23 protein-coding genes and 3 pseudogenes are annotated in these 25,819 nt (G+C 59.4%); 18 read left to right on the top strand and 8 right to left on the bottom strand.

Features of this window, described 5'->3' with window-relative positions; translation table 11 throughout:
* The first annotated feature begins 22 nt into the window (after positions 1-22).
* From paaA to paaE, 6 genes and pseudogenes are all read left to right on the top strand, one after another.
* Positions 23-964, top strand: a complete 942-nt coding sequence (gene paaA, locus G9463_RS11955; protein WP_165896824.1) for a 1,2-phenylacetyl-CoA epoxidase subunit PaaA — start codon at positions 23-25, stop codon at positions 962-964.
* 5 nt (positions 965-969) lie between these two features.
* Positions 970-1,143, top strand: a pseudogene (locus tag G9463_RS24515) (PacF protein); the annotation flags it as partial.
* A 54-nt stretch (positions 1,144-1,197) separates the two neighbouring features.
* Positions 1,198-1,497: pseudogene (locus G9463_RS24510) on the top strand (PacF protein); the annotation flags it as partial.
* On the top strand, positions 1,497-2,330 hold the full coding sequence (paaC, locus tag G9463_RS11945; protein WP_127015043.1) for a 1,2-phenylacetyl-CoA epoxidase subunit PaaC: 834 nt from the start codon (positions 1,497-1,499) through the stop codon (positions 2,328-2,330). The pseudogene G9463_RS24510 and the gene paaC, both read left to right, overlap by 1 nt.
* The gene (gene paaD / locus G9463_RS11940) at positions 2,323-2,757 is read left to right on the top strand and encodes a 1,2-phenylacetyl-CoA epoxidase subunit PaaD (protein ID WP_004966591.1); all 435 of its coding nucleotides are present in this window, start codon (positions 2,323-2,325) and stop codon (positions 2,755-2,757) included. The genes paaC and paaD overlap by 8 nt, the downstream gene beginning before the upstream one ends.
* Positions 2,754-2,921, top strand: a complete 168-nt coding sequence (gene paaE / locus G9463_RS11935) for a 1,2-phenylacetyl-CoA epoxidase subunit PaaE (RefSeq protein WP_004594293.1) — start codon at positions 2,754-2,756, stop codon at positions 2,919-2,921. Before paaD ends, paaE begins: the two co-directional genes overlap by 4 nt.
* A 110-nt stretch (positions 2,922-3,031) precedes the next feature.
* On the opposite strand, the gene G9463_RS11930 is transcribed toward paaE, so the two are convergent.
* Positions 3,032-4,483 (bottom strand): aldehyde dehydrogenase, encoded by a 1,452-nt coding sequence (locus G9463_RS11930; protein ID WP_165896823.1) that lies wholly within the window; start codon positions 4,481-4,483, stop codon positions 3,032-3,034.
* Between the two features lie 147 nt (positions 4,484-4,630).
* Positions 4,631-5,089 carry a MaoC/PaaZ C-terminal domain-containing protein gene (locus G9463_RS11925; protein ID WP_004594295.1) on the bottom strand — a complete coding sequence of 153 codons (459 nt, stop codon included), beginning with the start codon at positions 5,087-5,089 and terminating at the stop codon, positions 4,631-4,633.
* 98 nt (positions 5,090-5,187) lie between these two features.
* Here G9463_RS11925 and paaI point away from each other — a divergent pair, with 98 nt between their 5' ends.
* On the top strand, positions 5,188-5,583 hold the full coding sequence (paaI, locus tag G9463_RS11920; protein WP_127015041.1) for a hydroxyphenylacetyl-CoA thioesterase PaaI: 396 nt from the start codon (positions 5,188-5,190) through the stop codon (positions 5,581-5,583).
* A gap of 3 nt (positions 5,584-5,586) precedes the next feature.
* Here paaI and paaK (G9463_RS11915) read toward each other — a convergent pair whose 3' ends face one another.
* The gene (gene paaK / locus G9463_RS11915; RefSeq protein WP_165896822.1) at positions 5,587-6,876 is read right to left on the bottom strand and encodes a phenylacetate--CoA ligase PaaK; all 1,290 of its coding nucleotides are present in this window, start codon (positions 6,874-6,876) and stop codon (positions 5,587-5,589) included.
* Between the two features lie 132 nt (positions 6,877-7,008).
* Between paaK (G9463_RS11915) and G9463_RS11910 the strand changes: the two genes are divergently transcribed.
* Together G9463_RS11910 and G9463_RS11905 are read left to right on the top strand one after the other, a co-directional pair.
* A complete protein-coding gene (locus G9463_RS11910) occupies positions 7,009-8,181 on the top strand; it encodes a thiolase domain-containing protein (RefSeq protein WP_004966585.1) in 1,173 nt (390 codons plus the stop codon).
* Positions 8,178-9,614, top strand: a complete 1,437-nt coding sequence (locus tag G9463_RS11905; protein ID WP_165896821.1) for a zinc ribbon domain-containing protein — start codon at positions 8,178-8,180, stop codon at positions 9,612-9,614. The genes G9463_RS11910 and G9463_RS11905 overlap by 4 nt, the downstream gene beginning before the upstream one ends.
* Positions 9,615-9,620: 6 nt before the next feature.
* On the opposite strand, the gene G9463_RS11900 is transcribed toward G9463_RS11905, so the two are convergent.
* Positions 9,621-10,766, bottom strand: coding sequence for a thiolase family protein (locus G9463_RS11900; protein WP_165896820.1), 1,146 nt, complete (start codon positions 10,764-10,766; stop codon positions 9,621-9,623).
* Between the two features lie 99 nt (positions 10,767-10,865).
* On the opposite strand from G9463_RS11900, the gene G9463_RS11895 reads away from it, so the two are divergent.
* Both G9463_RS11895 and G9463_RS11890 read left to right on the top strand, forming a co-directional pair.
* Positions 10,866-11,750, top strand: a complete 885-nt coding sequence (locus tag G9463_RS11895) for a 3-hydroxyacyl-CoA dehydrogenase family protein (protein WP_165896819.1) — start codon at positions 10,866-10,868, stop codon at positions 11,748-11,750.
* On the top strand, positions 11,747-12,559 hold the full coding sequence (locus tag G9463_RS11890) for an enoyl-CoA hydratase/isomerase family protein (RefSeq protein ID WP_165896818.1): 813 nt from the start codon (positions 11,747-11,749) through the stop codon (positions 12,557-12,559). The genes G9463_RS11895 and G9463_RS11890 overlap by 4 nt, the downstream gene beginning before the upstream one ends.
* Positions 12,560-12,664: 105 nt before the next feature.
* Here G9463_RS11890 and G9463_RS11885 read toward each other — a convergent pair whose 3' ends face one another.
* Positions 12,665-13,435 carry an IclR family transcriptional regulator gene (locus G9463_RS11885; protein WP_004966577.1) on the bottom strand — a complete coding sequence of 257 codons (771 nt, stop codon included), beginning with the start codon at positions 13,433-13,435 and terminating at the stop codon, positions 12,665-12,667.
* A gap of 112 nt (positions 13,436-13,547) precedes the next feature.
* Between G9463_RS11885 and G9463_RS11880 the strand changes: the two genes are divergently transcribed.
* On the top strand, positions 13,548-13,874 hold the full coding sequence (locus tag G9463_RS11880; protein WP_165896817.1) for an EthD domain-containing protein: 327 nt from the start codon (positions 13,548-13,550) through the stop codon (positions 13,872-13,874).
* Between the two features lie 58 nt (positions 13,875-13,932).
* Here G9463_RS11880 and G9463_RS11875 read toward each other — a convergent pair whose 3' ends face one another.
* Entirely contained in the window at positions 13,933-14,403 is a 471-nt protein-coding gene (locus G9463_RS11875) for a VOC family protein (RefSeq protein ID WP_004966575.1), read from the bottom strand.
* Positions 14,404-14,617: 214 nt separating this feature from the next.
* Between G9463_RS11875 and paaK (G9463_RS11870) the strand changes: the two genes are divergently transcribed.
* The 6 genes from paaK (G9463_RS11870) (at position 14,618) to G9463_RS11845 (ending at position 23,846) form a co-directional block, all read left to right on the top strand.
* A complete protein-coding gene (gene paaK, locus G9463_RS11870) occupies positions 14,618-15,904 on the top strand; it encodes a phenylacetate--CoA ligase PaaK (RefSeq protein ID WP_165896816.1) in 1,287 nt (428 codons plus the stop codon).
* A 207-nt stretch (positions 15,905-16,111) separates the two neighbouring features.
* Positions 16,112-18,961, top strand: a complete 2,850-nt coding sequence (locus G9463_RS11865; RefSeq protein WP_165896815.1) for a penicillin acylase family protein — start codon at positions 16,112-16,114, stop codon at positions 18,959-18,961.
* Between the two features lie 128 nt (positions 18,962-19,089).
* Complete coding sequence (locus G9463_RS11860; RefSeq protein ID WP_011224934.1) at positions 19,090-20,337, top strand: ABC transporter substrate-binding protein; 1,248 nt, start codon at positions 19,090-19,092, stop codon at positions 20,335-20,337.
* Positions 20,338-20,345: 8 nt separating this feature from the next.
* The gene (locus tag G9463_RS11855) at positions 20,346-22,370 is read left to right on the top strand and encodes an ABC transporter permease (protein ID WP_165896814.1); all 2,025 of its coding nucleotides are present in this window, start codon (positions 20,346-20,348) and stop codon (positions 22,368-22,370) included.
* Positions 22,363-23,127 carry an ABC transporter ATP-binding protein gene (locus G9463_RS11850; RefSeq protein ID WP_127015029.1) on the top strand — a complete coding sequence of 255 codons (765 nt, stop codon included), beginning with the start codon at positions 22,363-22,365 and terminating at the stop codon, positions 23,125-23,127. The genes G9463_RS11855 and G9463_RS11850 overlap by 8 nt, the downstream gene beginning before the upstream one ends.
* Positions 23,124-23,846 (top strand): ABC transporter ATP-binding protein, encoded by a 723-nt coding sequence (locus tag G9463_RS11845; RefSeq protein WP_127015028.1) that lies wholly within the window; start codon positions 23,124-23,126, stop codon positions 23,844-23,846. Before G9463_RS11850 ends, G9463_RS11845 begins: the two co-directional genes overlap by 4 nt.
* A gap of 257 nt (positions 23,847-24,103) precedes the next feature.
* On the opposite strand, the gene G9463_RS11840 is transcribed toward G9463_RS11845, so the two are convergent.
* Both G9463_RS11840 and G9463_RS11835 read right to left on the bottom strand, forming a co-directional pair.
* Positions 24,104-24,856: an IclR family transcriptional regulator gene (locus G9463_RS11840; protein WP_004966567.1), complete on the bottom strand. Its 753-nt coding sequence runs from the start codon at positions 24,854-24,856 to the stop codon at positions 24,104-24,106.
* Positions 24,857-25,724: 868 nt separating this feature from the next.
* Positions 25,725-25,819: pseudogene (locus G9463_RS11835) on the bottom strand (IS5/IS1182 family transposase); the annotation flags it as partial.

The following is a 25,819-nucleotide window of genomic DNA, read 5'->3' as shown; positions in this document are numbered from 1 at the left end:
CCTCACGATTTATAGAATAGATATGAACGTCGACGAAGTCAAAGACCGCGCCGGACCCCGGGAGTTCAGCCCGAAAGACGACCTTCCCGAAGAGTATCGGAAGGCAGCCACGCGGATGCTTGAGTTCCACGCCAACAGCGAGATTATGGGCGCGTTCCTTGAACGGCCCTTCATCAGAAAAGCACCGAGTATCGAGCGAAAGATGGCCTTCAGCGCGAAGGTTCAGGATGAGATCGGCCACGGCCAGATGCTCTACCGAGCGGCGGAATCGCTCGGCGTCAAGACCCGTGAAGAGATGCTCGACGATCTGGCGAACGGAGACGGAAAGTTCCTGAACTGCTTCCACTACCCAATGGAGAGCTACGTCGAGACGCCGATGATCGCGTTCTTTGTCGACGGGGCTGCGATGCGTCGTCAGGCGACCCTGAAAAAGTCCAGCTGGGAGCCATACGCCCACGCGATGGACAAGATCTGCTTCGAAGAGGGGATGCACGTCAAACACGGTGAGTCGATCCTCCGCGAACTGATGAACGGCTCCCGGAAGGAACAGCGTATGACTCAGGAGGCCTTCGAAGAGTGGTGGCCCCGAATCCTGCAGTTCTTCGGCCCGACCGACGACCAGAGCACCCACCACGACTTCGCTGCGGAAGTCGGACTGAAGACGTGTACAAACGACGAACTTCGAACCGCGTTCCTCAACACGTACATCCCGAAGGCCAAGAAATACGGCCTGGAGATGCCCGATGAGCCACGCATCCGCGAAAACGGTGACGGGAGCTACGAGGTCGTTGAGGATGACCTCGACTGGGACGAGTTCTTCACGGTCTCACAGAACGAATACGAGGGCAGTATCGAGCAGATCACCGGTCGCCGGCAGGCTCAGGAAGCGGTACAGTGGGTCCGTGACATGATGGACGACCAGACGACGACGAACAACGGCCCGCAGTCACAGGCGGCGGACTGAGAACAATGATCTGGGAAGTATTCCGACAACAGAGTCCGGACGCGGATTTCGTTCACTGCCGGGATGTCCACGCACCCGACCGAGAGATGGCAAAGCAGTTCTCGGTCATTCAGCACGGACGACGGAAGCCAACCCACGCCCTCTGGGTTGCCCCGCAGGAGAAAATCACGCAGGTCGACCCCGATGCAGAGAGCCGCGACGAGACTGGGGACGGTGCCGAGAAACCGTGGGCCGTCTTCCGGCAGGACAAGCCCGGTGGGTATCACACGCACTGCGGTGATGTCGACGCTGCCAGCGCCGCCGACGCAGAACAGGCGGCGATCGCGGCGTTCACTGACGACGACCCGAACAGTCTCTGGGTCGTCCAGCACCAGTACATTGGTGAAGTCACAGCGGATGACGTAACGTTTGGCGGGACGACCAACAAGTCCTACCGGTTTGCACAGACGTACAACGTCAACCCGGCTGCTGAGGAGGTCGAAGCCTCCGAGTCTGAGCAGATAGAAGCGGAGAAACAACGAGGCGAAATCTAATGGCAACAACAGAATCCGACCTCGGCGGTCCAACCGACCTTTCGGAGGAAGAACAGCGCGCAGTCGAGGCACAACTGCTCCGGCTTGCTGACGACGAGTTGATTCAGGCCGAACGCTACACGTTCTGGCAGGTGCGTGCGCCGACACTGGAATCGGACCTCTCGATCTCGAACAACGCACAGGACGAGCTGGGCCACGCACGGCTGTGGTACGATGCAGTGCAGCAACTGGGCTATTCCGAGGAATCGCTCATTTACGAGAGCGACCCCAGCGACTTCCAGCACAGTACGTTCGTCGAGCTGCCGTTTGCGGAAGGTGACTGGGCCGACGCCATCGTCAGAGCGTACCTCTACGACGTTGCTGAAGACATCCGCCTCTCCGCGCTTGAGAACTCGTCATACGAGACAATCCGGAACAGAACGAGCCGCATCCAGGGCGAGGAAGGCTATCATCTCGAACACGCCGAAAGCTGGCTGGACCGGATGGCACTGGACGAGGAGGCCAGCGAACGCGTGCAGGCGGCTATCGATGACCTCTATCCGTACGCCCTCACGCTGTTCGAACCCGTCGGGGACGTGGAGGCCGACATCGAACGGCTGGGCATCCGGACGATGACTCTCGATGAGATGCGCAGCGAATGGGAGACTCGCGTCGAGTCGTTCCTGACCGAACTGGGGTTCGACGTGCCGACCGACGTTGCCCCCGCAACGCCGACGGGCCGGGACAACGAACACACTGACCACTGGCACGACCTTCACGAACAAATGACTTCGAGCTACCGGAATCTGGGACGTGACAAAGCGACGCTGATAATGGCGGACGACGATGAGTAGCGACTACGACCGGCCACGCGCAGACGCTGATGCCACCGCGTGTTCGTACACTGACTACGAGACCAAAGACCACGCGGCGGACGACGTGCCAGCCACGGGCGAAGACGCCGACGGCATCGAACGCGACGTGTGGGCGGCCCTGTATCAGGTCGAGGACCCGGAGATGCCGGTCAGCATCGTCGATCTGGGCCTCATATACGGGCTCGACGTGTCCGACGGCGAAGCCACGGTTGATATGACGCTCACCTACAGCGGCTGTCCGGCACGCGAAATCATCCTCGATGAAGTCGAAGAAGCCGCCGAGAGTGTCGACGGAATCGAGACTGCATCGGTCCGGCTGGTCTGGTCCCCGGACTGGTCCATTGATCTGGTCACCGAACAGGGCAAGGAAGCGTTGCGTGACTTCGGGATGAGCTTCGACGGATGAGCGAGCCGGACCCCAGCGTTACGACCAGCGGCGAACAGACAGGCGCGGAGTGCCCGTACTGTGGCTCGACCGACACCGAACGGAAACACCCACGAGGACCGTCACGCTGTCAGTCGATTCATTACTGTAACGAGTGCCTGCAGCAGTTCAAGAAGTTCGAGTAAGCAGTTATTACTCGCTAGTTCTGGCGTCGCAATTTTATATCGTGAATCAGGGCAATGGTGCCATTGATTGCACTGACTGGCGGTGTGATGCCGACTCGTCGAAGAGAGCTTCAGCCGAGGTTGATGTGGACGTTTTTCACCTCGGTGTAGCTCTCGATAGCCTGTTCGCCCTGTGCGCGACCGTGACCGCTCTGTTTCGTGCCGCCAAAGGGGGTCTGTGGCCACGTGTTGGGCGTCTCGTTGACCATCACCATCCCGTAGTCAAGTCTGTCTGTGACGGTGTGAGCGCGAGTCAGATCGTTCGTCCAGACACAGGCAGTGAGGCCGAACGGCGAGTCGTTCGCCACGTCAATGGCCTCTTCCTCGTCGCTCACTTCGATTGCAGTGAGCACAGGGCCGAAGATCTCTTCCTGGGCAATCGTCATCTCGTTGTCCACGTCAGCAAAGACGGTCGGCTCGACGAAGTGGCCGGTTTCTTTGTCCCCAGGAACGCCACCGCCGGCCGCGACAGTCGCCCCCTCTTCCTTGCCGGTCTCGATATAATCGAGAATCTCCTGTTGCTGGCCCGCGCTGACGACTGGTCCCATCTGCCCATCGTCGTCGATGCCACCGCCAAGTGGGATGTTTTCAGCGATTTCAGCCATTCGGGAGACCATCTCGTCGTAGACGTCTTCGTGAACGACAATACGCGAGTTCGCCCAGCACATCTGCCCGGCGTTCATGAAGATCCCGTACTGGATGCCGCGGGCGGCGGCATCGAGGTCAGCGTCGGGGAACACAACTGCCGGCCCTTTGCCGCCGAGTTCGAGCGTTACGTCAGCGACCGCATCGGCAGCAGTGCGCTGGACTGTCTTTCCGACACCGGTACTCCCGGTGAAGGTGACGTGATCGACGCCCTCGTGTCCGGTGAGTGCGTCACCGGCCTCGGACCCCTTCCCGGGAACGACGTTGACGACGCCGTCCGGAAGGCCCGCTTCCTCCGCGGCTTTCGCGTAGTACAGCGCCGATAGCGGCGTCATAGCGGACGGTTTGAGGATAACGCTGTTTCCTGTCGCCAGCGCCGGTGCTAGGCCGCGGCCGGCGAGCTGGAAGGGATAGTTCCACGGCGCGATGTGTGCGGTCACACCGACTGGCTCACGAGTGGTGTAGTTGAGCCGGCCATTTTCGACAGGAATCTCGTCACCGCGGACCTTGTCCGTCCAGCCGGCATAATGGCGGAACGTATCGATGACCATGTCGATTTCCAGCCCAGCCTCGAACGGCGTTTTCCCGTTGTCGTGGGATTCAACCATGGACAGTTCGTCTTTCGTCGCCTCGATGGCGTCGGCCATCGCATGGAGTTTCGCCCGGCGCGTTCCGGGGTCCATCGTCGCCCACTCGGAACCCTCTGCGACGGCCGCCTGTGCCGCTTCTACTGCAGCATCGATGTCGGACGCCTCGGCCTTCTGTACCGACGCGTAGGTCCGTTCAGTTGCCGGGTCCTCCGTCTCAATGCTGTCGCCGTTGGTCGCTTCTCGCCATTCTCCGCCGATATACAGGTCTGTCGGGCCGGTGTACTCCATTGCAGTAACAGAGGGAGTGCGCGGCGTCTTAGTTGTTATTATTGATTATTAATGTCTGGGCGACAAGAGCGCTAGCTCTGAGCTTCAAGCCTCAAAATTGCGGTACTACGCCCTATCGATGCATCGCCTTCGGCCGCGGCAGTAGACTCACTCGCGTTTCTTGATCAGGAACTTCATATCGCCCTCGAAGACGACGGTCCCGTCCTGGTTTTCCATTTCAGTGTCGAGGACGACCAGCCCGGCGTCGTCGCGTCCGACTTCTTTGGTGTTGTCAACGACAATCTCCAGCTGGAGTGTATCGCCGATGTGGACCGGGTTTGGGAGGTCCATGTAGTTCATCCCGAGGAACGCGAATGCGGTCCGCTCGACGATCCCGGTCCGGTAGACGAAGCCGGTCGCCTGCACGAACGTCATTGGACCGTGTGCGATCCGCTCACCGAACTCCTGTTCTTCCGCGTATTCCTTGTTCGTATGCAGCTCTGTCCAGTCTCCAGACAGGGCGGAGTGCATGACGAAATCGGACTCGGTAACGGTCCGGCCGACACTGATAAACTCCTGTCCTTCTTCGAAGTCCTCGAAGTGGTGTGGCTCGTAGCTGTATGCCATATTTTTTCATCTAATAGCAGCCATTTATATTTTTACGCTCCGCTGACAGCAGCAGTGACCGGTATGTATTTATTATTAGTGATGGAACCACGACCCGTATGTCCGGTGTCGCCGACGAAGTCAGAGAGCGTATCGAATCGGATGCGTACTGCGAAACCCTTGGTATCGATGTCGTCGAACTTGATTCGGGGTACGCCCAGACTGAACTGACGATTACCGAGGACCTGCTGAACTTTCATGGGACACCGCATGGCGGAGCGATCTACTCACTTGCAGATGCGGCGTTCGCCGCGGCGTCGAACTCTCATGGCGAGGCAGCGGTCGCACTGGAGACGAACATCTCGTATTTAGACGCCGTCGACACCGGTGAGACGCTGTCTGCGATCGCTAAAGAAACACATCTCGCAGGCAGCACCGCAGAGTACGAGGTAACGGTGACTGCACAGGATGGCGAGCGCATCGCGACGTTTCGTGGACGAGTCTACCGGCCCTGACAGTCAGTCACGGTGGTCGTAGACGCGTTTTACCTTGCCGACCTGCGTTCGTTCGATACTGCCGGGCGCAACGAGTTCGAGTTCGTCCGGGGTGAACGCGAGTACGTTTTCTAGCCGCTCGATGATTTCGTCTTCCAGCGCTTTGTCACCCGGCCCCTGCTCTGCAGTTCGTTCGATGGTGAGTTCCAGGATGTCGAGGTTGTCCTCTTTGTAGAGGTCGATCCGGTAATGCGGAGCAACGCCGTCGATATCCAATACAGCGTGTTCGATTTCGCTGGGATAGAGATTCACGCCCCGAACGATGAGGAGGTCGTCGGTCCGGCCGGTGACGTTGTCCATCCGTACCATCGTCCGTCCGCACGCACACTCGTCGTAGTTCAGTGTCGTGAGGTCGCCAGTTCGGTACCGGAAGACCGGCAACGCTTCCTTGGTGAGTGTTGTCAGAACGAGCTCACCTTCTTCGCCTTCCTCGACCGGTTCTTTCGTGTGTGGGTCGATGACTTCCGGGTAGAAGTGGTCCTCCCAGATGTGGAGTCCATCCTTCGCTTCGTGGCATTCACACGAGACCCCAGGACCGATGATCTCCGAGAGTCCGTAAATATCGATGCCATCAACGCCCAGTCGCTCTTCGATTTCCTCCCGCATCGGGTCGGTACACGGCTCAGCTCCGAAGATAATCGTCGAGATCGGCAGATCTCTGGGGTCGTGGCCCATCTCTTCGGCCGTTTCGGCGAGGTAGAGTGCATACGATGGGGTGCATGTGAACACATCGCTTTCTAGGTCGGTCATCAACTCGACCTGTCGCTGTGTCTGGCCGCTTCCGATAGGAACAACTGAGGCCCCCAACTCCTCAGTTCCGTAGTGGATACCAAGTCCGCCAGTGAACAACCCGTACCCGTAGGCGTTCTGGACGGTATCGCCCGCTTCAGTGCCGCTCGCAGCCAGCGAACGCGCGACAACTTCACTCCAGGTGTCGATGTCGCCATCCGTGTACGAGACGATTTTCGGCTTCCCGGTCGTTCCGGACGACGCGTGGATGCGGGCGACCTCCTCGTCGTCTACGGCGAAGAGTCCATCTGGGTACTCGTCGCGGAAATCCTCTTTCGTCGTCATCGGCAGTTTCGTGATGTCGTCGATACTCTGGATGTCTTCGGGCGAGACACCTGCCGCATCGAGTTTCTCCCGGTAAAACGGGACGTTCTCGTAGGCGTGTGTGACAATTCTTTGCAATCGGTCAGATTGCAACGCACGCAGCTCTGTCCGGTCAGACGCCTCCAGTGGCTTGTACACCATCTTCAATGATAGAATTGAATGTTAATGATAAAATGGTTTGGGATTGGTCACTGCGCCGCCAGTTGCGTGCTTGGTATAGGGCTGTCAGCAAACGATGCAAAGCTATTTTTCAGTACCCTCAGAGTTCCATGTATGCGGGATGCGTATCTCATCGGCGCAGGGCAAACGCCGTTTGGCTCGATGCCCGAAGAGAGCTACAGATCACTGTTCGACCACGCAGTCAGCGAAGCCATCGACAGTGTCGACCACGGTATCGATACGAACGCGATAGACGAAGCGGTCGTCGGCTCACTCGGCGTGGGCGGTCGACAGCTCGGTCTCTCTGGACCGGCAGCGACCGAACACGCTGGGCTGCACGGCGTCCCCAGCGTGCGCGTTGAAAACGCCTGCGCCGCGTCGGGCTACGCTGTCCGACAGGCAGTGCAGGCAGTCAAAAGCGGGATGGCCGACGTAGCGCTGGCTGGCGGCGTCGAAGTCATGACAGACATGAGCAGCGATGTGACGAAGTACTGGCTTGGTGTTTCCGGTGAAACAGAGTGGGAACGGCTGACTGGGACGACCTTCTCTGGCGTTTACGCACAGATGGCAAGTGCGTATCTACAGGAGTACGAGGCCAGCGAGGAGCACCTCTCGATGGTGGCGGTCAAGAACCATCGGAACGGCGCAAAGAACCCGAAGGCCCACCTGGGCTTCGAATGCTCCCTCGAAGACGCCGTCGGCGCACCGGTCGTCGCAGACCCCTTGAACCTCTATCACTGCTGTCCGACCTCTGACGGCGCAGCGGTCGCGCTCATCGCGAGTGAGGACGTCGTCGGGCAGTACACCGACGACCCGGTCCGGATCGCCGGGGTCGGCGCGGCCAGCGACCGGGTCGGTCTCTTCCAGCGAGACAGCTACACTTCGATTTCTGCCTCGGAAATGGCCGCAGACACAGCCTACGACCGTGCCGGGGTCGGCCCTGACGACCTCGATTTCGCAGAGGTCCACGATTGCTTCACGATCGCCGAACTGCTTGCATACGAGGACCTCGGGTTCTGTGACCGCGGCGAGGCCCCACAGTTACTTGAAGCGGGAACGACCGAATCTGACGGAGCAATGCCGGTCAATCTCTCCGGCGGGCTGAAATCAAAGGGTCACCCTATCGGCGCAACCGGTGCCGGACAGCTTGTCGAGGCGTTCAAACAACTCACCGGAAGCGCTGCGGACCGGCAGCTAGCGGCCCCGAAGTACGGGCTGACTCACAATGTGGGTGGGAGCGGCGGCAGCGCAGTTGTCCACATCCTCGAACGGGAGGCCGCACGATGACTGCCGCAGGGCTTGCGGCCATCGGTGCGTACGCACCTCGCCTGCGGATCGACGCTGAAGAGTTCGAAGCCGCCTGGGGTCGGTTCGATGCGGCGGGGGTTGATGAGAAGGCGGTCCCCGATGCCGACGAAGACGCAGTCACGATGGGTGTCGAAGCGGCCCGCCGTGCGCTCACTGCGGCTGACGCGTCCGGCGCGGCCGTTGCGCATCTGGCCTTTGCGACGACGACACCGCCGATGGCCGAAGAGGACCTTGCAGCGAGACTCTGCAGTATTCTCAACGTCCCCGACGATGCAAAGACGCAGACGATGACCGGCTCCACGCACGCCGGTGCGCAAGCACTGGACGCAACCATGGACGGCGGGTCGTTCGGGGAGGACATCGGCCTCGTCATCATCAGTGACTGTCCGCGGGGCGACCCTGACAGCGAGGTCGAGCACGCCGCCGGTGCTGGGAGCGTCGCGCTCGTTGTCGACGATGACGGTCCCGGAACCGTCATTGAGCGAGCGTCACACACGGAGGCCTACCCCGGAACGCGTTTCAGAACGGGCGGGGACGACCGGACGACCGGTCTGGGCGTGACGCAGTACGACCGCGAGGCGTTCACGACCATACTCGGCAGTGCGGCGGACAGACTGGACGTGCCGATGGAGACAGTCGATGCAGCAGCGGTCCAGTCTCCGGACGGAAAGCTCCCGTATCGGGCAACAGGTGCGCTCGGGGTTGACGCAGCGACTATCGCCGCCGCTGACACAGTTAGTTCGCTCGGGGACACCGGCGCAGCAAGCGCATTTCTCGGGGCGGCGACAGCGCTTGCGGATGGCGCTGAACGTGTGTTGATTGCTGCGTACGGAAGCGGCGCGAGTGCGACGCTGTTCGTCGCCACTGGTTCCGTTCCGGTCAATGCTGCGCTGGACGGTGCCGCCTACCTGTCGTATGCCGAGTACCTCAGGCGGCGTGGCGAGATTACGCGCGACGAACCCGAAGGTGGCGGAGCGTACGTCAGTGTCCCGTCCTGGCAGCGGACGATTCCGCAACGCCACCGGCTTGTCGCCGGTCGGTGTTCCGCGTGTGAGGCGTTGAACTTCCCGCCGACCGGGGCCTGTACGGACTGTCACGAGCGCACCAGCGATTTCGAGGCTGTCGAACTGCCCGGGACAGGGACAGTCGAGGCAGTAACGACTATCCAACAGGGCGGTGCGCCACCGGAGTTCGTCGCCCAGCAGTCGAAAAGCGGCCAGTTCGATAGTGCTATCATCGCGCTCCATAGTCAATCAGGCGAGCAGACTGTGAGCGTCCCTGCACAGGTGCTTCAGGCGACGGACGAAGTCACGATAGGCACACCTGTCGTGCTGACGACGCGACGCATCTACACGCAGGAGGGGGTCATCAGATACGGCTTCAAAGCACAGGTCGCCAGCCAGCGCCGGTAGCCGGCACTAGCAGGGATTCTCGAACACAACCGCGACACCCTGACCGAAACCGACACACATCGTCGCCAGTCCGTGGGTCGCGTCCTGCCGTTGCATCTCGTGTAACAATGTCGTCGTGATTCGTGCCCCTGAACAGCCAAGCGGATGGCCTAACGCGATAGCCCCACCGTTGACGTTGAGCCGCTCAGTCGGAATCCCCAGCTCGCGCTTGCAGTGGAGACTCTGGGCCGCGAACGCCTCGTTGAGTTCCACGATGTCGATATCGTCGATTGTCAGGCCAGTGTCGTCCAGTGCGGCACGCGTCGCCGGAATCGGTCCCCGTCCCATGACCAGCGGGTCGACACCAGCGACGGACCGCGTCTTCACTCGGCCGAGAACATCTAAACCGTGTTTTTCTGCGTACGCCGCCGAAGTGACGAGCATCCCGGCCGCACCGTCGGTCAGCGGTGACGCGTTCCCCGGCGTGACTGTCGCCGCCTCGTCGTCACGAAACACCGTTGGGAGTTCGCTCAACTGTTCGACTGACGTGTCTGCCCGTGGTGTTTTATCGGTCTCTATCGCTGCCTCGTCGGTGTGGACTGGCACGGTCTCTGCATCGAACCGACCGCTTTCCATGGCAGCGACCGCCCGCTCGTGTGAACGCAACGCGAACTCGTCCTGAGCTTTTCGGCTGATATCGTGGGTCCGTGCGATGGTTTCGGCCGTCTGTCCCATCGGAAGCCTGTCGGGGTCGTACCGCTGTTCGATAGCGGGATGCAGCCAGTCGGAGAAAGGGACGGTGCTCATGTGTTCGACACCGGCCACCGGATACACCGCCCCGTCGCCCGCCTCGATGGCGCGAGCGGCGTCGACAAGCGTCGTCAGCGAAGAGCCACACAGGCGGGTCGTTGTCGCCCCGGGCACTGTCTCGGGAAACCCGCCGGCGAGTATCGACTGCCGGGCGAGGTTTCGGCCCTGCTCGCCCTCCTGGTTTGCACACCCGAGCCGGAAGTCATCCCACTCGACGGCCGGGACACCGGTCCGGTCAACAAGTGCAGTAAGCACAGCGGAGACGAGGTCTTCGGGATGTGTCCCAGCCAATGCGCCATCCTTCGGTACCTGTGGCGTCCGTACGGCGTCGACAACAACGGCTTGCGAGTCGGAAGCAGTCATCCTCACCGACTCCTATCGTGGCCGCCGTATTAAATGCAGGTCACACCGGCGCCGAGACGCAAGCAACGTTTTTATCCCTCGCTACTGTGCTGAGAAATGATGCACGTAGCTATCCTAGGCGCCGGTACCATGGGCCACGGTATCGCTCAGGTGTCGGCAATGGCTGGTCACGACGTCTCTCTCCGCGATATCGAGGCGGATATCGTCGATGACGGCCTGGCCGCCATCGAGTCAAATCTCCAAGAGGGTATTGCCCGGGAGAAAGTAACCGAATCTACGGCCGAGGCAACGGTAGACCGCCTCAAAGGGACGACCTCGCTAGAAGAGGCCGTGACTGGGGCAGACCTCGTCGTGGAAGCAGTCCCCGAAGAGATGGCGATCAAACACGAGACGCTCACTGCGGTCGAATCCCACGTCGACTCGGCAACGCTAATCGCTTCAAACACCTCTTCGCTGTCACTGACTGAGATCGCGAGCGTCCTTGATTATCCCGAGCGAGCTATTGGCCTTCACTTTTTCAATCCGGTGCACATTATGGCACTCGTCGAGATTGTCGTCGCGGAACAGACGAGTGCCGAAACGATTGCGCGTGCCCGGGAGTTCGTGAACGGGATCGACAAGACACCGGTGGAGGTGGCCGATGCACCGGGCTTTGCCTCCTCCCGCCTTGGCGTCTCGCTGGGAGTCGAAGCGATGCGGATGGTGCAGGAAGGCGTTGCAACACCGCAGGACATCGACACCGCGATGGAACTCGGCTACAATCACCCGATGGGACCTATCGAACTCGGCGACGTCGTCGGTCTTGATGTCCGACTCGACATCCTCGAATACCTTCGTGACGAACTCGGTGAACGGTTCCGTCCGCCACAGATCGTGAAACGGAAGGTCCGTGCGGGCAAACTCGGCAAGAAATCCGGCGAGGGGTTCTACGTCTGGGAGGACGGTGACATCGTTGGCACCAGCGGCGAGTGGGGGGACGCATGACGGATCTCGCTGACATTGCGGCAGACTGTGAAACGGTCTCGGTGCGCGTCGGGGACCGCGTGGAGAACGTCGCTACCGTCGAATTACACCGCCCGGAGGCTCGAAACGCGCTCAACACCCAGTTGCGGTCGGAGTTCAAGCAGGTCTTCGACGCAATCCCGGACAGCGACGTTCGTGCTGTCGTGTTGACTGGCGCGGCAGACACCGGCGCATTCGTTGCGGGTGCGGACGTAACGGAACTCCGCGAGCGGGATATGCTAGAGCAACGGGAGGCGAGCAAGCGACCTCGCGTCTACGAGTACGTCGACGACTGCCCGATGCCGGTCATCGCCCGTATCAACGGGCACGCCCTCGGCGGCGGCTGTGAGCTGATTCAGGCGGCTGATATCCGGATCGCGCATCCGGATGCGAAATTTGGGCAGCCGGAAATCAACCTCGGCATCATGCCCGGCGGTGGCGGGACACAGCGACTGCCGCGTCTGGTCGGGGAGGGCCACGCGATGCGGCTTATCCTCACGGGCGAACTCATCGACGCGACAGAGGCCGCCGATATCGGCCTCGTCGACGAAGTTCACGATGGCGACTCCTTCGATGAGCGTGTCTACGACATCGCGTCGTCGATTGCAGAAAAAAGCCCTGCGGCGCTCGAATTAGCGAAGAAAGCCGTTCGTGCCAGTTCCCGAATGGACCTCGAAGCCGGCATTGAGTACGAAGCCGAACTGTTCGCCCAACTGTTCGCAACCGGTGACAAGGACGAAGGTATCGACGCGTTCCTCGAAGACAGAGATCCAGAGTGGGCCAGCGAGTGAGCGCATCTCGTCCCCAAAACGGGGTCCATCGTTCGACCGCAGCCACACGCAGCGAAGTACAACTCGAAAACTGCTCGTTGCCCCGCTGGAACTACGCTGGTAGCCTCAAGGATGGGCCATGTTTATCCCGATCTCGTTGACAACGCCCAGTAGCAGCGTCGGCAGTTCGTCCCGAAGAATGGGGCCTTCAAGCCGGCTTGCTGGGCCAGAGACACTGATCGCCCCGATGGCGATGTCGTTCTCGTCCGTGATCGGGGCCCCGACCGCGTGCAGTCCCTCCACCGACTCCTGAAAGTTGAACGCGTATCCGCGGTCACGGATGGCCTCGATTTCCTCCCAGAGTTCGTCCCGGTCGGTGATCGTCTGTGGCGTCCGGCCAGGCAAGCCATGCCTGTCGATGGTCTTCGTGATCTGGTTGTCTGGAAGGTGTGCCAGTATGGCCTTCCCCGCGGCGTGCTGGTGGAGATAGTTCCGATGGCCAACCCGGGCGTACGTCTGCACCGAGTGTTTCCCCTGAGCGCCGTAGATGTGGACGCTCCGGCCGTGTTCTTCAACGGCACACCAGATTTTTTCCTCGGTCTCTTCCGCGAGTTCGTCGACTCTTGGCTTCGCCTCGTCGTAGAGCCGGTATTTGTTCCGTGCCACTTCGCCGTAGTCCAGAAAGCGGATACCGAGCTGATACTCGTTATCGTCCTCGACGAGGAGACTGTTGGCCGCGAGTGTCTTCATGTATCTGTGTGTTGTACTCTTCGCACAGTCGAGGTGGGCTGTCATTTCAGACACCGTGGCCGTGTCGTGTTCCTTGAGATACTCCATGATCTCGATTGCTCTCTCGATCGTTCCGACCGGCCTGTTGACAGCGGGCGGGATTGCCATACGTACACACATGACTAATCGGCTTACAAGTGTTTTGTTCGAGTAGCTTGAATCAGTGGTGGCCCTGCCAGATCGGCAGGTAAAAGCCAATCCGTGACGACATGGCGCACGCATGACAAAAATCGTTGATTTGCTCGTCCGGAGAGATGGCTACACTCACGAGGAGTTCGCCGACCGATGGCAAGGCAACCACTCGGAGCTAGCGAAGGATCTGCCGGGGTTGCAGCGCTACGTGACATCCGTGCCAACAGACCCGGAGCGTGCGGCCTACGACGGCGTGCTTGAGCTGTATTTCGAGGACATGGATGCACTCAGCGACGCGTTTGATTCAGACCTTGCCGAAACAGTGCAGGCCGACGCAGCCGAATTTATCGATCTGGAGGCCGGCCCCCGGCTTATCGTCGAGGAAACGGTCCAGCTCGACGAAAGAGACGACTGATAGCGCTCCACCTGTTTTGCCGACCGATGCGTTTTCCCTGAGCGACCTTCTGCAGATATCACCCATCAAGCCGACTTCCATCGACGTAGAGTTTGCCGGCAGGAGGCCGGTCAGCGTCATAGCTATCGTGATACTCGAACAATTGAAACAGCGCCCCGGTCGGGTTCGATGGTGGCACAAATGCCTCTGTCCAGTCCTGATACTCGCGGTACTCAATGACGCTGTATCCGTTGCGCTCCAGTACCGCTTTCACTGCGTCGACAGCGGCCACTTCGAGCGTGACGTGGTGTAGGCCCGGACCGTGGTTGTCGAGATACGACGTAAGGAATGTGTCCGATGCCTCCGGTGCGATGAGTTCTAGCCGCGACGCCTCCCGACCGAAATCGTACTGTGCCCAGCGAAACCGCCCCTCGACGGACTCTTCGATGAGCTTCCGACAGCCGAGTGCGAACAGGAACGGTTCAGCGTCGCCGATGTCCTCGACAGCGATTCCGATGTGGTCGACACGGATCGGGGTCTCCTGAGACATGGCAAAGACTGCGTCAGGCTCCCCATTATATGCTCGGGTCGGGAGTACGAGCCGTAATTATGTCCGTCTCCGTGGCCACCCTCGCAGTGGCAGAAAGCGCTACTGAACTGCGAACCAGCCTTCAGCCGTCCTGTTTTGTGCGGTCACCGTATCAACCGTCATCTGCGCTGGTGGTCCCCGAACTTTTTCCCGGTGCTAGTCGAAGCGGCTGCGTATGTACCACAGTAACGAGTGTCTCGACCGCGCCGAGCTTGGGAGCGTGCAGAGCGAGCGGCTCCGGTCAATCGTGAACTACGTGTACGAAAATGTGCCATTTTACCGAGACCGGTTCGATGCCGCAGGGGTCTCTCCGACGGATATTGACGGGATTGCCGACATCAGTTCGCTCCCGATGACAACCAAGGAGGACTTCGAAGACGAATATCCAGACGGACTCTTTGCCGTCGATGACGACGAGGTCAGCCGTTTTCATGCCTCCTCTGGCACGACCGGGAAACCCAAGATCGTCTCCTACGTCGATGCAGATCTGGAGTTGTGGGGCAAGACGATGGCGCGGTCGCTGTCAGCCGCTGGTGTGGGTCCCGACGATACAGTTCAGAACGCCTACGGCTATGGCTTGTTTACCGGTGGGATGGGTTTTCACGAGGGCGCTGAAGAACTCGGAGCGACCGTCGTTCCGACCAGCAGCGGCGGCACGCAGCGGCAGGTCGAACTCGCCGCTGATCTTGACACCGACGTGCTGGCCTGTACCCCGTCATACGCACTGTACCTCGCCGAAACGGCCGAGGAGATGGGATATGACCCGCAGGCGCTTCCGATTTCGGTTGTCTCCTACGGCGCTGAGACGTGTACAGAGCCGATGCGAATGGAAATCGAGACCGCACTGAACGCCACCGGGATCAACAACTACGGGCTCTCAGAGATTATCGGCCCCGGTGTGGCTGCGGAATGTCACGAAGCACAGGACGGACTCCACATCTGGGAAGACCACTTCTACCCGGAGGTTATCGATCCACGCACGAAAGAGCCACTCGAGGCGGGCAAAGAGGGCGAACTCGTTCTCACGACGCTTACCAAGCAGGCACAGCCGGTGATACGATACCGAACGGGTGACCTGACGACGCTAAATTACGACGAGTGTGCGTGTGGGCGGACAATGGTACGGATGGACAACGTCACCGGTCGAACCGACGACCTTCTCATTGTCCGCGGCGTGAACCTCTATCCAAGCGAAATCGAACACGCAGTGCTTGACATCAACGGCGTCGCGCCATACTACCGGATCGACCTCTACGAGGAGGACAATCTCGACGTCATGGAACTCACTGTTGAGCGCGCTGAAGGGTCCAGCAAAGACCACAGCGAACTCCGTGACGACGTTCTGTCTCGCCTGCAATCCGTGCTTTCGTTCACTCCGGACCAGCTTAACCTCGTCAACCCCGGGACTATCGAGCGAACCGAAGTCGGCAAGATTCAGCGGGTCTACGACCATCGCAATTGATTGGCAGTTGCCGACAGCTATCGTCTCAGCTACCCGCTGTTAGGGTATCTTGATACGGTCATTGGGAGAATGGCAGCCGCTGGGCGAATTTGTCCAGCGCGCCACGGGGGGTGACCGACGTTGATACCAGAACTGGAGAGCCATGCTGTCGGTGTGGCCAGACATGTCCCCAAATATTTATTAAATATCCAGACTGTCAATTACGGGATGTCAGCACAGCACCAGCAGTCGTGGCAGCACCTTTCACGACGAACGCTTCTGAAGACAGGCGCGGCGGTTACCGGCATGACCGGTATCGGAGCCGTTGAGACGGAGTTGGCGTACGCGCAGGAGGACGATGCCACGGTCACGATACGACGAGACGACTACGGCGTCCCACACATCTACGCCCGCGACGCTGACAGCCGCGCGCCGGTGTTCTACGGGTTCGGATATGCAACCGCGGCAGACCGGCTCTATCAGCTAGAACTGTACCGGCGGTACTATCACGGGACTGTCGCGGCGGTCCTCGGTTCAGGTGACGGGGACACCGACTGGGTCCAGTTCGATATCGAGGCGCGGCGCAACACCGCCGGCGAGCCGTCACTCGACGAGCAGGCTGCTGAACAGTTGACAGCGGACCAGCGAGCGGTCCTGCAGGCGTTTACCGACGGTATCAACCGGTATATTACTGAAGTCCGCGAAAGCGAGGAACTGGAGTTCCATCAGGCGTTTCAGGAACACGGGTTCGAGCCTGAGGAATTTACCACGACAGACGCCGCCGGGATGTTCGTCGCCAGTATGGCGTATTTCAGCGGCTTCCAGCTTGAGACGCTCAGTGCGACTGTTCTCGACGCACTCACGCAGGAAACCGGGAGCGAACAACGTGCGATGGAGTTGTTCGAGGACCTGCAGTGGGGCGACGACCCCGGCTGTCCGACCTCGACGGTCCAGCCATCGGATATCTATGCCCCACCCTATACTGACGTGGGCGCAGGGCCGACACCCAATGTGGCCGGGGGACAGCAGACAGACAGGGTGACGCGCGGGGCCAGCGGTCCGTCTGCGACACCGAGCAACCTGGTGACTGGCGGGGACTACACGCCGCCATCTGATGCCGAAGGGATGCACGACGGAGAGATAGAGCGGATGCGAACGCTTGCGTCCGGACTCGACAGTCTTGGCCTCCCGATCAAGTACGGCAGCAACGCCCTCGCTGTCCAGGGTGATATCACGGCCAGTGGCGATGCGCTACTGATGGGTGGGCCCCAGATGGGATTCAACACTCCCTCGATAATGTACGAGGCAAGCCTGCATGGCCCGGACTTCGACGTCGCCGGTGTCACCGTTACGGGGTATCCGTTCATTATGTTCGGACACAATCGCAACGGGGCAATGACCTCGACTGCCGGGATCGACAACTGCATCCAGATGTTTACGGAATCGATCACGACCAACTCGTCCGGCCCGGACACGTACACTTTCCGTGGTGAGGAGTACGAGGTTGAAACGGCCGAGCAGACAATCACTGTCGCCGATGGCGAGGACGTGACGTATACAGAGCGGTTCACACGCCACGGTGTTGTGACCCAGTGGGACCCCGACAACGCGGAAGCACTGGCGCAGACGAAGTCATACGCCGGCCGGCACATGAACTGCTGGCGAGCCTTCTATGAGTGTCAGTTCGCGACGGACGCCGAGGAGTTCCGGGAGTCAGCACAGCGCTGTGACTATGCGCTGAACTTCATGTGGGCTGACAAGGATGGTGACATCGCGTATGTCCATCTGGGTCGGTACCCGGATAGCGAAGCAGTCGACTGGGACACTCGGTTGCCAGCCGATGGAACACAATACGAACTCACGTCGGCGGACTACCTCCGTGCGGCTGACGGTGATGTCCCCTACGCGATCAATCCCAATCCGGGGTACTCGGCACAGTGGAACAACAAACCTGCGCCCGCGTGGAACAACGGTGACCTGAGCTATTCATGGTCGACCGACCACCGCGTGCAACGGATCATCAATCTGCTTGAGCAGCGGTTAGATCAGGAGGGGACAGTCGATTATGACTTCCTGAAGACCGTTATCTACGACATCTCTTTCACCGACCTGCGTTCGATTCGGTACAGAGACCATCTGCTCGACGCGCTTGCAGACGCAGACCTCTCTAATACCGAACAGCAAGCACGCGACGAACTGGCCTCGTGGGACCACTTCGCGCAGGCCGACGGCGAAGACAACGAAGGCCGACACTCTGCTGGCTACACCATCTGGGATGCGACGTTTCCGTACATCCTGGAGGAGGTTTTCAGCGAGACGTTCGGGAGCGCATACGGGCCAGCATCGTACTTCCTTGGCTACGACTACGGTCGCGGCACCCTGATGCGGGTACTCAACCCGGCGGAGACAGCACTGGTGACACAGGCCGAGTACGCCGATGGAGATATCACGGACGCGCTAATCAGCGCGTTCCGAACCGCCGTGAGCGAACTCGCCGAGCAATACGACGGTGAACCGGCGACCTGGCGGCGTGAGGCGGCCCTGCACGAGTTCGATAACCTCGCGCTGTTCGGGATGCCTATTGGCGTCACGTCCGCGGGGAACACGGCGCTGCTGAACCGCGGGACTGAGAACCACGTCGTCCGGCTCAGCGACGACCCCGAGGCAGAGAACATCCTCCCGCCCGGAAACGACGGCTACGTCGCTTCGGACGGCACTACTGGCGAGCATTACGACGACCAGCTGGCGATGTTCGAGAATTTCGAGTACAAGCAGTTGTTGTTCGCCGACGCAGATATCGAGTCCGCCACAGCCGAGACTCGAACGCTGTCGAGGCCAGCAAATACAGCTGGTGCTGCTATCGGTGACACGCCGACGAGTGACGGCACTGAGACAGACGAGAATACTGTGGCGAGCGGCCCGACAGCTACCGAAGAAACAGAGAGCACAAACACAGCGACGGAGGCAAACACCGGGACGGACGCCAGTGGGCACGGCTTTACGACACTCACTGGGGTCACCGCGGTACTCGGGACTGTGCTTGCGTGGCTGTACAGACAGGACGACAGCACCAGCTAGTCACTACGGCGCCGGGAACGTGAGCGACAGGACGCGATAGCGCGCGACTGAACGCAGCGAACAGCGTGAGACGCGCCGACAGGGGGCAAGGCTTTAATACGATTTGCTTAACAATAGATAATGAACCTATGTCGAGCGAAGGTACCTCACCAGACAGTAGTGTGGGAATCGACCGTTCACGGAGACAGTTCATTGCCGCTGCCGGGGCAGCCGGCGCGCTTGGGCTCGCCGGCTGTCAAGGCGGGTCAACAGGCGGCGAGGCGGCAGTGACTGTTGCGAGCCTGAACCCAATGACTGGCCCGTTCAGTTCTCTTGGACCGGGCCAGCGTACCGGGGCCGAACTCGCTGTAACGGAGATAAACAACAACGACGACTACGACTTCGAGTTCGAGCTAGTGACAGGCGATACAGAAACCGAGGCCGGCGCTGCACAGTCTGAGGCACAGCGCGTCGTTCAGGAAGACGGGGCGGAGTTCGTATTCGGTGCGATTTCCAGTTCCGTGGCGCTCGGGCTGAATGACTTTGCCGCTCAGTCGGAGCACATCTACTTCCCCGGCGGTGCAGCCGTTCCGATCACTGGGTCTGCCTGCAACGAATGGGTGTTCCGCTTTGAAACGAACACTGCACAGATTGCTGAGGCGATATCGTCGTATTCAGTCAACAATCTGGGGAACAACGTCTGGTTCCACTACGCGGACTACGCGTACGGCGACTCGGTGTACAACCGCACGAGCAGGCGTATGGAAAGTGCCAGCGACGACTATACCGAGGTCGGGACATCAACGTCGGAGCTGGGTGCAAGCAACTACGGCTCGTTCATCACGCAGATCAGCAACTCCGACGCTGACGTGGTCGTACTGGGGATGACTGGTGGTGATCTGGTGAACTTCACCAATCAGGCCGCGGACCAGGGTCTCACCGACCAGATCGCTGTTGTCGGGCCGACCCAGACGTTCCAGAGTGTCCGTGCCGGGACTGGGGCAAACAGCGTCGGCACATTCGGCGGCGCTCGGTACGACCCCTCGCTCGAAACGGGAGACAATCAGGCGTTCGTTGAGGCCTACTCCAGCGAGAACGACAGGCAGCCCGGCAACTTCGCCCGCGTCGGCTACGACTCGATGCGGCTGATGGCCAAGGGAATGCACGAGGCTGGGAGCACCGAACCGGGGGATGTCCGAGACGCTCTGGAAGGTGGCACGTTCACGACAGTACTGGGGGACATTACGCTTCGGGAGAGCGACCATCAGGCCACGAATCCGACGTGGATGGCTGAAATCGTCGAAGGCGATGGTGGTTCAGCGGACGTCGAACTCCTCGAGCAGGTCCCGGGTTCGGAGACGCTGCCACCAGCCAGTGACCTCGGCTGTGAGATGTAGGTAGCACAATGGTTGCTGCCGACTTCATCGAACAACTGCTGAATGGCCTCACCCTGGGGATGGTGTATGTCCTGCTAGCCGCCGGACTGTCAGTCATCTTCGGCGTCATGGACGTGATCAACTTCTCCCATGGCGAACTGTTCGCACTCGGTGCGTATTTCGCGCTGACCATCATTGCGCCGTTCGGAGCTGGGACTGGATTCTGGGTCGCGATAGTGGTTGCCCCGGTCGTCGTCGGTCTCATCGGTGCCGCTATTGAGCGAACGACTGTCCGGCCGCTGTATGGCCGCGACCCGCTGTATCATATTCTCCTGACGTTCGGACTTGTACTCGTCATCAATGACGCGATCCGTCTTATCTGGGGGACACAGCAACGGCAGCTAGCTGTCCCGGAGTATCTGAGCCAGCCAATATCCATACTGGGTGTCCAGGTGTCTGTGTATAATTATTTCATGATCGTTTTCGCAGCGTTGCTCGCGGTAGTGACGTGGTACCTGCTGAACCGGACAAAGTACGGGATGATCATCCGTGCCGGGTCGCAGGACCGCGAAATGGTTCGGAACGTCGGCATTGACATCGACCAGTACTACACGCTTGTCTTTGGCGTCGGTGCAGCCCTCGCCGCCGTCGCCGGGATTGTCCTTGGCGGCTATCAGAACGTGAACACCGGGATGGGGAACAGCGTCATTATTCCGGCATTCGTTGTCGTCGTCCTCGGAGGCCTCGGTAGCTTCAGAGGGGCCGTCTTCGGCGGGTTGCTCGTCGGTATCGTCCAGACGCTGATGCGGGCCTACAACGGAACTGTCCTGGCCACGTTCGGTGATACGACGCTGAGCGTCCCCAATCTCGAAGGACTGACTGTGTACCTGCTTATGATTGCAGTGTTGCTCGTGAAACCGCAAGGACTGTTCGGAACGCGAGGTGAAGAGTCGGAAGGCGAAGGCGAGATTCTCGTCGGCGGGTACGGCGGGATACTGGCAGACAACACACGGGTACGGCTCGGCGGTGTCGCTGTTGTCGCGCTTGCACTCGCCCCAGTCGCGATTCTGCTCATGGGCAATCAGTACTACCTTGTCGTCCTCAACGAGATCCTCATCTGGGCCATCTTCGCACTGAGTCTGGATATCGTGATGGGGTACGCCGGACTGGTCCCGCTCGGCCACACGATGTTCTACGGCGTCGGCGCGTACACCGCTGCGCTCGTCATGCTGCACTACTCGCAGTCGGTTTTTGTCGTGTTACTCGGGGCGATTCTCCTCTGTGCTATCCTGGCCTGGATCGTCGGCAGCCTCTCTATCCGGGTGTCCGGTGTGTACTTCGCGATGATTACGCTGGCGTTTGCGGAGTTGCTCTACAGCGCTGTGTTCAAGTTCGACTTCACCGGCGGGAGCGACGGCTTGCTCGGCTTTGAGGCGTTCATCGGACTCGGTAGCCTCGGGGCGTCACTCTCGAATATCGAGTTCGGGCTCCTCGGGTACGAAATCGGCCAACAGTTCGTGTTCTTCTATCTGGCCCTGCTCATTGCGGTACTCTCGTTCCTGTTCGCTCGGCGCATGATGAACGCGCCCTTCGGCAGCGTCTTGCAGTCGATCCGGGAAAGCGAAGAACGGGCGGAGTTCATCGGGTACGACGTCAACAGATACAAACGCCGAGCGTTTGTCATCAGCGGCGGCATGGCTGGACTGGCCGGCGGCCTCCTCGCCGTCAGTCCATCGACTGTCATCATTTCACCAGACCAGACACTCAACTGGATTCACTCAGGGGAGGTCATCGTCATTGCGCTGTTCGGTGGGATGGGTACACTGTACGGTCCCATGATCGGCTCTGGCGTTTTCTTCGGCGCCGAAGAATTCCTCTCGTCGTACACCGACCAGTGGCGGCTTATTATCGGGACGATGTTCATCCTGTTCGTGCTGTTCGTCCCACGCGGTATCGTATCGATTCCGTCTCTCGTCGCACAGCGACTGAAGACGGCCAACAACGCGGATGGGTCCGTAGATATGGATGAGCCGGAAGTGAGAAGCGATGACTGAGACTGTACTCGAAACGGATGGACTGACGAAGCGGTTCGGCAAGCTCACCGCTGTTGACGACGTGTCACTGTCGGTTGCGGATGGTGAGTTCAGGAGCGTTATCGGGCCAAACGGGGCCGGGAAGACAACGACGTTTAATCTCATCACTGGCGCACTATCGCCGTCAGAAGGCGTCGTTCGGTTCAAGGGTGAAGATATTACTAACGTCGCGCCACACGAACGGGTCGGCCGCGGACTGGGGCGGTCGTTCCAGATTACGAATGTTTTCGGCGGCCTCACCGTTCGAGAAAACGTGCGTCTGGCAGCCCAGTCCGTCCACAGTGACGAGATCAACCCCGGCGAGGCACTGTTCCGTGACAAGAACGGCTTCGACGAGATCACGGAGCAAACTGGGACGGTACTGGAGCAGATCGGCCTTCGAGACCGGGCTGACGAGCACGCAGAGGCACTGGCATACGGCGACCAGCGCCGACTTGAACTAGGTCTCGTACTGGCGACAGACCCTGATCTCATCATGCTTGACGAACCAACTGCCGGAATGAGTAGCGAGGAAACACAGGCCACAATGAAGCTTATCGATGACGTCCTCTCAGACCGGTCGCTGATGCTCATCGAACACGATATCGACCTTGTGATGCGTGTCTCGGACCGGATTACCGTCCTTACTCGCGGTGAAGAACTCGCAAGCGGGACACCCGAAGAGATCGCAAACAACGAGGATGTCCGCGATGCGTACCTCGGTGGTGTTCGAGAATGACCGACCCACTGCTCTCTCTTGAAGATGTCCGGGCCGGGTACGGGATGACTGAGGTACTACAGGGCGTCTCAATGGATGTCGAACGCGGAAGCGTTGTGTCGCTGGTCGGGCGAAACGGGGTCGGCAAGACAACGACGCTCCGGTCGATTGTCGGCAACATCACCCCGAACGGAGGGTCAATAACGTTCAACGGCGAGGACATCACGACACTCACTTCCGAGACGACGATCCGGCGCGGTATCGGGTTCGTTCCCGAAGAGCGGCGGATCTTCCCCGAACTGACCGTCCGAGAGAACATCAGAATGGGTGAGATCGGTTCCGAGTCACCTGACGGGCCGTCAGTTGACGACGTACTGGATATGTTCGAGAACCTTGCAGAGCGCGAACACAGAGACGGGTCGGTCCTTTCGGGTGGCGAACAGCAGATGCTCGCAGTCGGTCGTGCCCTGACTGCCGACCCGGATCTGTTGTTGCTTGATGAACCGACCGAAGGACTCGCACCATATGTCGTCCGGCAGATAGAGGACCTCATCCGTGAGCTGAACGAGCAAGGCATCACAGTACTCGTCGTTGAGCAGAACATCCCGGTTGCACTGGAGGTCTCGGAGTATACGTACATCCTCGAAAAGGGCAAGATAGTCCACGAGGGAACTGCGGCGAAGATCCAGGATGACGAGGAAGTACTCGACAGACACCTCGGCGTCGGTGTCACTGACTGATTGCGGCGACAATCGGCAGATATCGATCCAATCTCCGGTCATTGGATCATATGGCGTAGGACCTCGCTCAACGCAAGGCCTCGACCATCATTCGAGTGCCATGCACCGAGCAGTAGCGACTAGTTTGATGTAAACACACCACATGGAACGTTCTATTCTATTGAATATGGAGTTGTCGTGTCAGCGCCCTATTGGATGGGGGAACAAACGGTCTTGCGGATAGATCGCCCAAATCAGCGGTGTTCGAGTTAGTAGAACTATTGGTATGAGAGATTCACCTGTAGTTCGCCGGAGATCCCACGGATGAGGTCGGTCAGTTCGTTCTCGATGCGTTCCGAGTCCAACCGGTTCGCTGGGCCCGAGACACTGATTGCACCGTACGCGTTGCCAGCGTTGTCCACCAGCGGTGCCCCGACACCGGCTACGCCTTCGAGGAACTGGTCAATGCCGTAGGCGACCCCACGGTCCTGAATCTCGTCGAGCTCCGCTTCGAGTTCTTGCCGATTTCGACCGTCCGGAAGGGGGTAGTCGTAGCTTTCGAGGATTGATTCTCGCCGGTGTTTCGGCAACACTGAGAGGATCGCCATTCCACCAGCCAGCCTGTACAGTTCGGTGTACTGGCCGATCTGTGAGTTTGTCTGGATCGCCCGACTGCCGAGTGCTTTGGCCAGGAAGACTGCCTTGCCGTTCTCTTCGACTATCCACCACGCTTTTTCATCAGTTTCGTTGGCTATTTCGTTCAGTTTCGGAGCGACTTCCTGATACATTTCCTGTCGCTCGCGGACTTTCATCCCGATGTCCAGAAACCGTAAGCTCAGCCGATAGGCCTTGTTCTGGTCCTGTACGACGTAGCCTCGACTCTTGAGAGTTGAGAGATGAACGTGGACTGTACTCTTTGGCATCCCCACCCGCTCTGCCAGTTCGGTGACGCCGAGTGACTGCTCCGTTTTCAGTGCTTCAATAATATCCAGCACTCTCCCGGCGGACTCGATTGTGTCTTGTCCTGTCATACACGTATGTTTGGCTAAGTGTTTATAAAATTATTCAACCACATTGAACTCTGACCTCAAGGTGTTCTGCCCGGTGCATTCTCAGTGGCGTCTCGGTGACTGTACTGCGACACGGCCTCCCAGCCTCGCAGACTACTTTCTTGGACTCAGTTCTTTCTGGTGACGTTGTATAGTCACTGAAAACGGAGGAGGACGGTCTCATAGTAGTGTACTAGCTTCGACTGCTGCAGATATTGAAGGCTGGCACGTTTACTGCTCAGTGTCGTGTTCAATCTGACTGAATCTGAACGCAGCATACGAAATGCAGTGAAACCATGCAAAGGATATCAGCGGCAACCGAGACCAGTCCCGCCACCGTATCCCAGTCCGCTTCGGCTGGCCCTGTGCGTACTCACGCTCTCCTTGCACAACTGCAACCGCTTTCTGTAGCGCCTCGATACTGATGAGTTGCTGCAGTCCAACACTGTCACCCGAAATCGGCGATTCTCAGTCCGATACTCAGTTTGAATAATAGCTGTACACCTGTTATGCTATGACCGATACTCTGGAACTTGCGAGTAGTAGTGTCCCACAGTGCAACCATCAGGATTATATTGTGTTGTTCATATCTATTGAATATCAGGCGGGAATAAGTGTGTCTTCCTGCTCCTCTTGTGCGTCTGGTGAGAGATGGAGACCACTCTAATAATACCTGTACGCCTGTTATCTGAACACTCCGCAGATGTCGCATTACGAAACAAAGCAGCGGTGCTATCTTAACAGCTCTCAGCTATGAGAGTTCATTTAGGAAGTGATTCCGCCTTGTTAGCTACTTCTGGCGGTTGTCCGAATAATTTGGCCGTGGTGAATCGCCAGACGTAGCGTGATTTCACGGTTTCAGCGATTGCTTGATGTTGTGAACAGCACACATCAGAACAAGCTCACGAAATTCACCGTACCAAGTTCGCGCACGCACGGCGTCGC

Source organism: Haloarcula sp. JP-Z28 (genome assembly GCF_011440255.1).
Lineage (GTDB): Archaea > Halobacteriota > Halobacteria > Halobacteriales > Haloarculaceae > Haloarcula > Haloarcula marismortui.
Note: the sequence above shows the minus strand (reverse complement) of the source record. Positions and strands in the feature narration are given on the sequence as shown.

Bases quoted from the DNA above. Each gene is read 5' to 3' on its own strand.
- paaA (WP_165896824.1), top strand. From the start codon at position 23: ATGAACGTCGACGAAGTCAAAGACCGCGCCGGACCCCGGGAGTTCAGC.
- paaC (WP_127015043.1), top strand. From the start codon at position 1,497: ATGGCAACAACAGAATCCGACCTCGGCGGTCCAACCGACCTTTCGGAG.
- paaD (WP_004966591.1), top strand. From the start codon at position 2,323: ATGAGTAGCGACTACGACCGGCCACGCGCAGACGCTGATGCCACCGCG.
- paaE (WP_004594293.1), top strand. From the start codon at position 2,754: ATGAGCGAGCCGGACCCCAGCGTTACGACCAGCGGCGAACAGACAGGC.
- G9463_RS11930 (WP_165896823.1), bottom strand. From the start codon at position 4,483: ATGGAGTACACCGGCCCGACAGACCTGTATATCGGCGGAGAATGGCGA.
- G9463_RS11925 (WP_004594295.1), bottom strand. From the start codon at position 5,089: ATGGCATACAGCTACGAGCCACACCACTTCGAGGACTTCGAAGAAGGA.
- paaI (WP_127015041.1), top strand. From the start codon at position 5,188: ATGTCCGGTGTCGCCGACGAAGTCAGAGAGCGTATCGAATCGGATGCG.
- paaK (WP_165896822.1), bottom strand. From the start codon at position 6,876: ATGGTGTACAAGCCACTGGAGGCGTCTGACCGGACAGAGCTGCGTGCG.
- G9463_RS11910 (WP_004966585.1), top strand. From the start codon at position 7,009: ATGCGGGATGCGTATCTCATCGGCGCAGGGCAAACGCCGTTTGGCTCG.
- G9463_RS11905 (WP_165896821.1), top strand. From the start codon at position 8,178: ATGACTGCCGCAGGGCTTGCGGCCATCGGTGCGTACGCACCTCGCCTG.
- G9463_RS11900 (WP_165896820.1), bottom strand. From the start codon at position 10,766: ATGACTGCTTCCGACTCGCAAGCCGTTGTTGTCGACGCCGTACGGACG.
- G9463_RS11895 (WP_165896819.1), top strand. From the start codon at position 10,866: ATGCACGTAGCTATCCTAGGCGCCGGTACCATGGGCCACGGTATCGCT.
- G9463_RS11890 (WP_165896818.1), top strand. From the start codon at position 11,747: ATGACGGATCTCGCTGACATTGCGGCAGACTGTGAAACGGTCTCGGTG.
- G9463_RS11885 (WP_004966577.1), bottom strand. From the start codon at position 13,435: ATGGCAATCCCGCCCGCTGTCAACAGGCCGGTCGGAACGATCGAGAGA.
- G9463_RS11880 (WP_165896817.1), top strand. From the start codon at position 13,548: ATGACAAAAATCGTTGATTTGCTCGTCCGGAGAGATGGCTACACTCAC.
- G9463_RS11875 (WP_004966575.1), bottom strand. From the start codon at position 14,403: ATGTCTCAGGAGACCCCGATCCGTGTCGACCACATCGGAATCGCTGTC.
- paaK (WP_165896816.1), top strand. From the start codon at position 14,618: ATGTACCACAGTAACGAGTGTCTCGACCGCGCCGAGCTTGGGAGCGTG.
- G9463_RS11865 (WP_165896815.1), top strand. From the start codon at position 16,112: ATGTCAGCACAGCACCAGCAGTCGTGGCAGCACCTTTCACGACGAACG.
- G9463_RS11860 (WP_011224934.1), top strand. From the start codon at position 19,090: ATGTCGAGCGAAGGTACCTCACCAGACAGTAGTGTGGGAATCGACCGT.
- G9463_RS11855 (WP_165896814.1), top strand. From the start codon at position 20,346: ATGGTTGCTGCCGACTTCATCGAACAACTGCTGAATGGCCTCACCCTG.
- G9463_RS11850 (WP_127015029.1), top strand. From the start codon at position 22,363: ATGACTGAGACTGTACTCGAAACGGATGGACTGACGAAGCGGTTCGGC.
- G9463_RS11845 (WP_127015028.1), top strand. From the start codon at position 23,124: ATGACCGACCCACTGCTCTCTCTTGAAGATGTCCGGGCCGGGTACGGG.
- G9463_RS11840 (WP_004966567.1), bottom strand. From the start codon at position 24,856: ATGACAGGACAAGACACAATCGAGTCCGCCGGGAGAGTGCTGGATATT.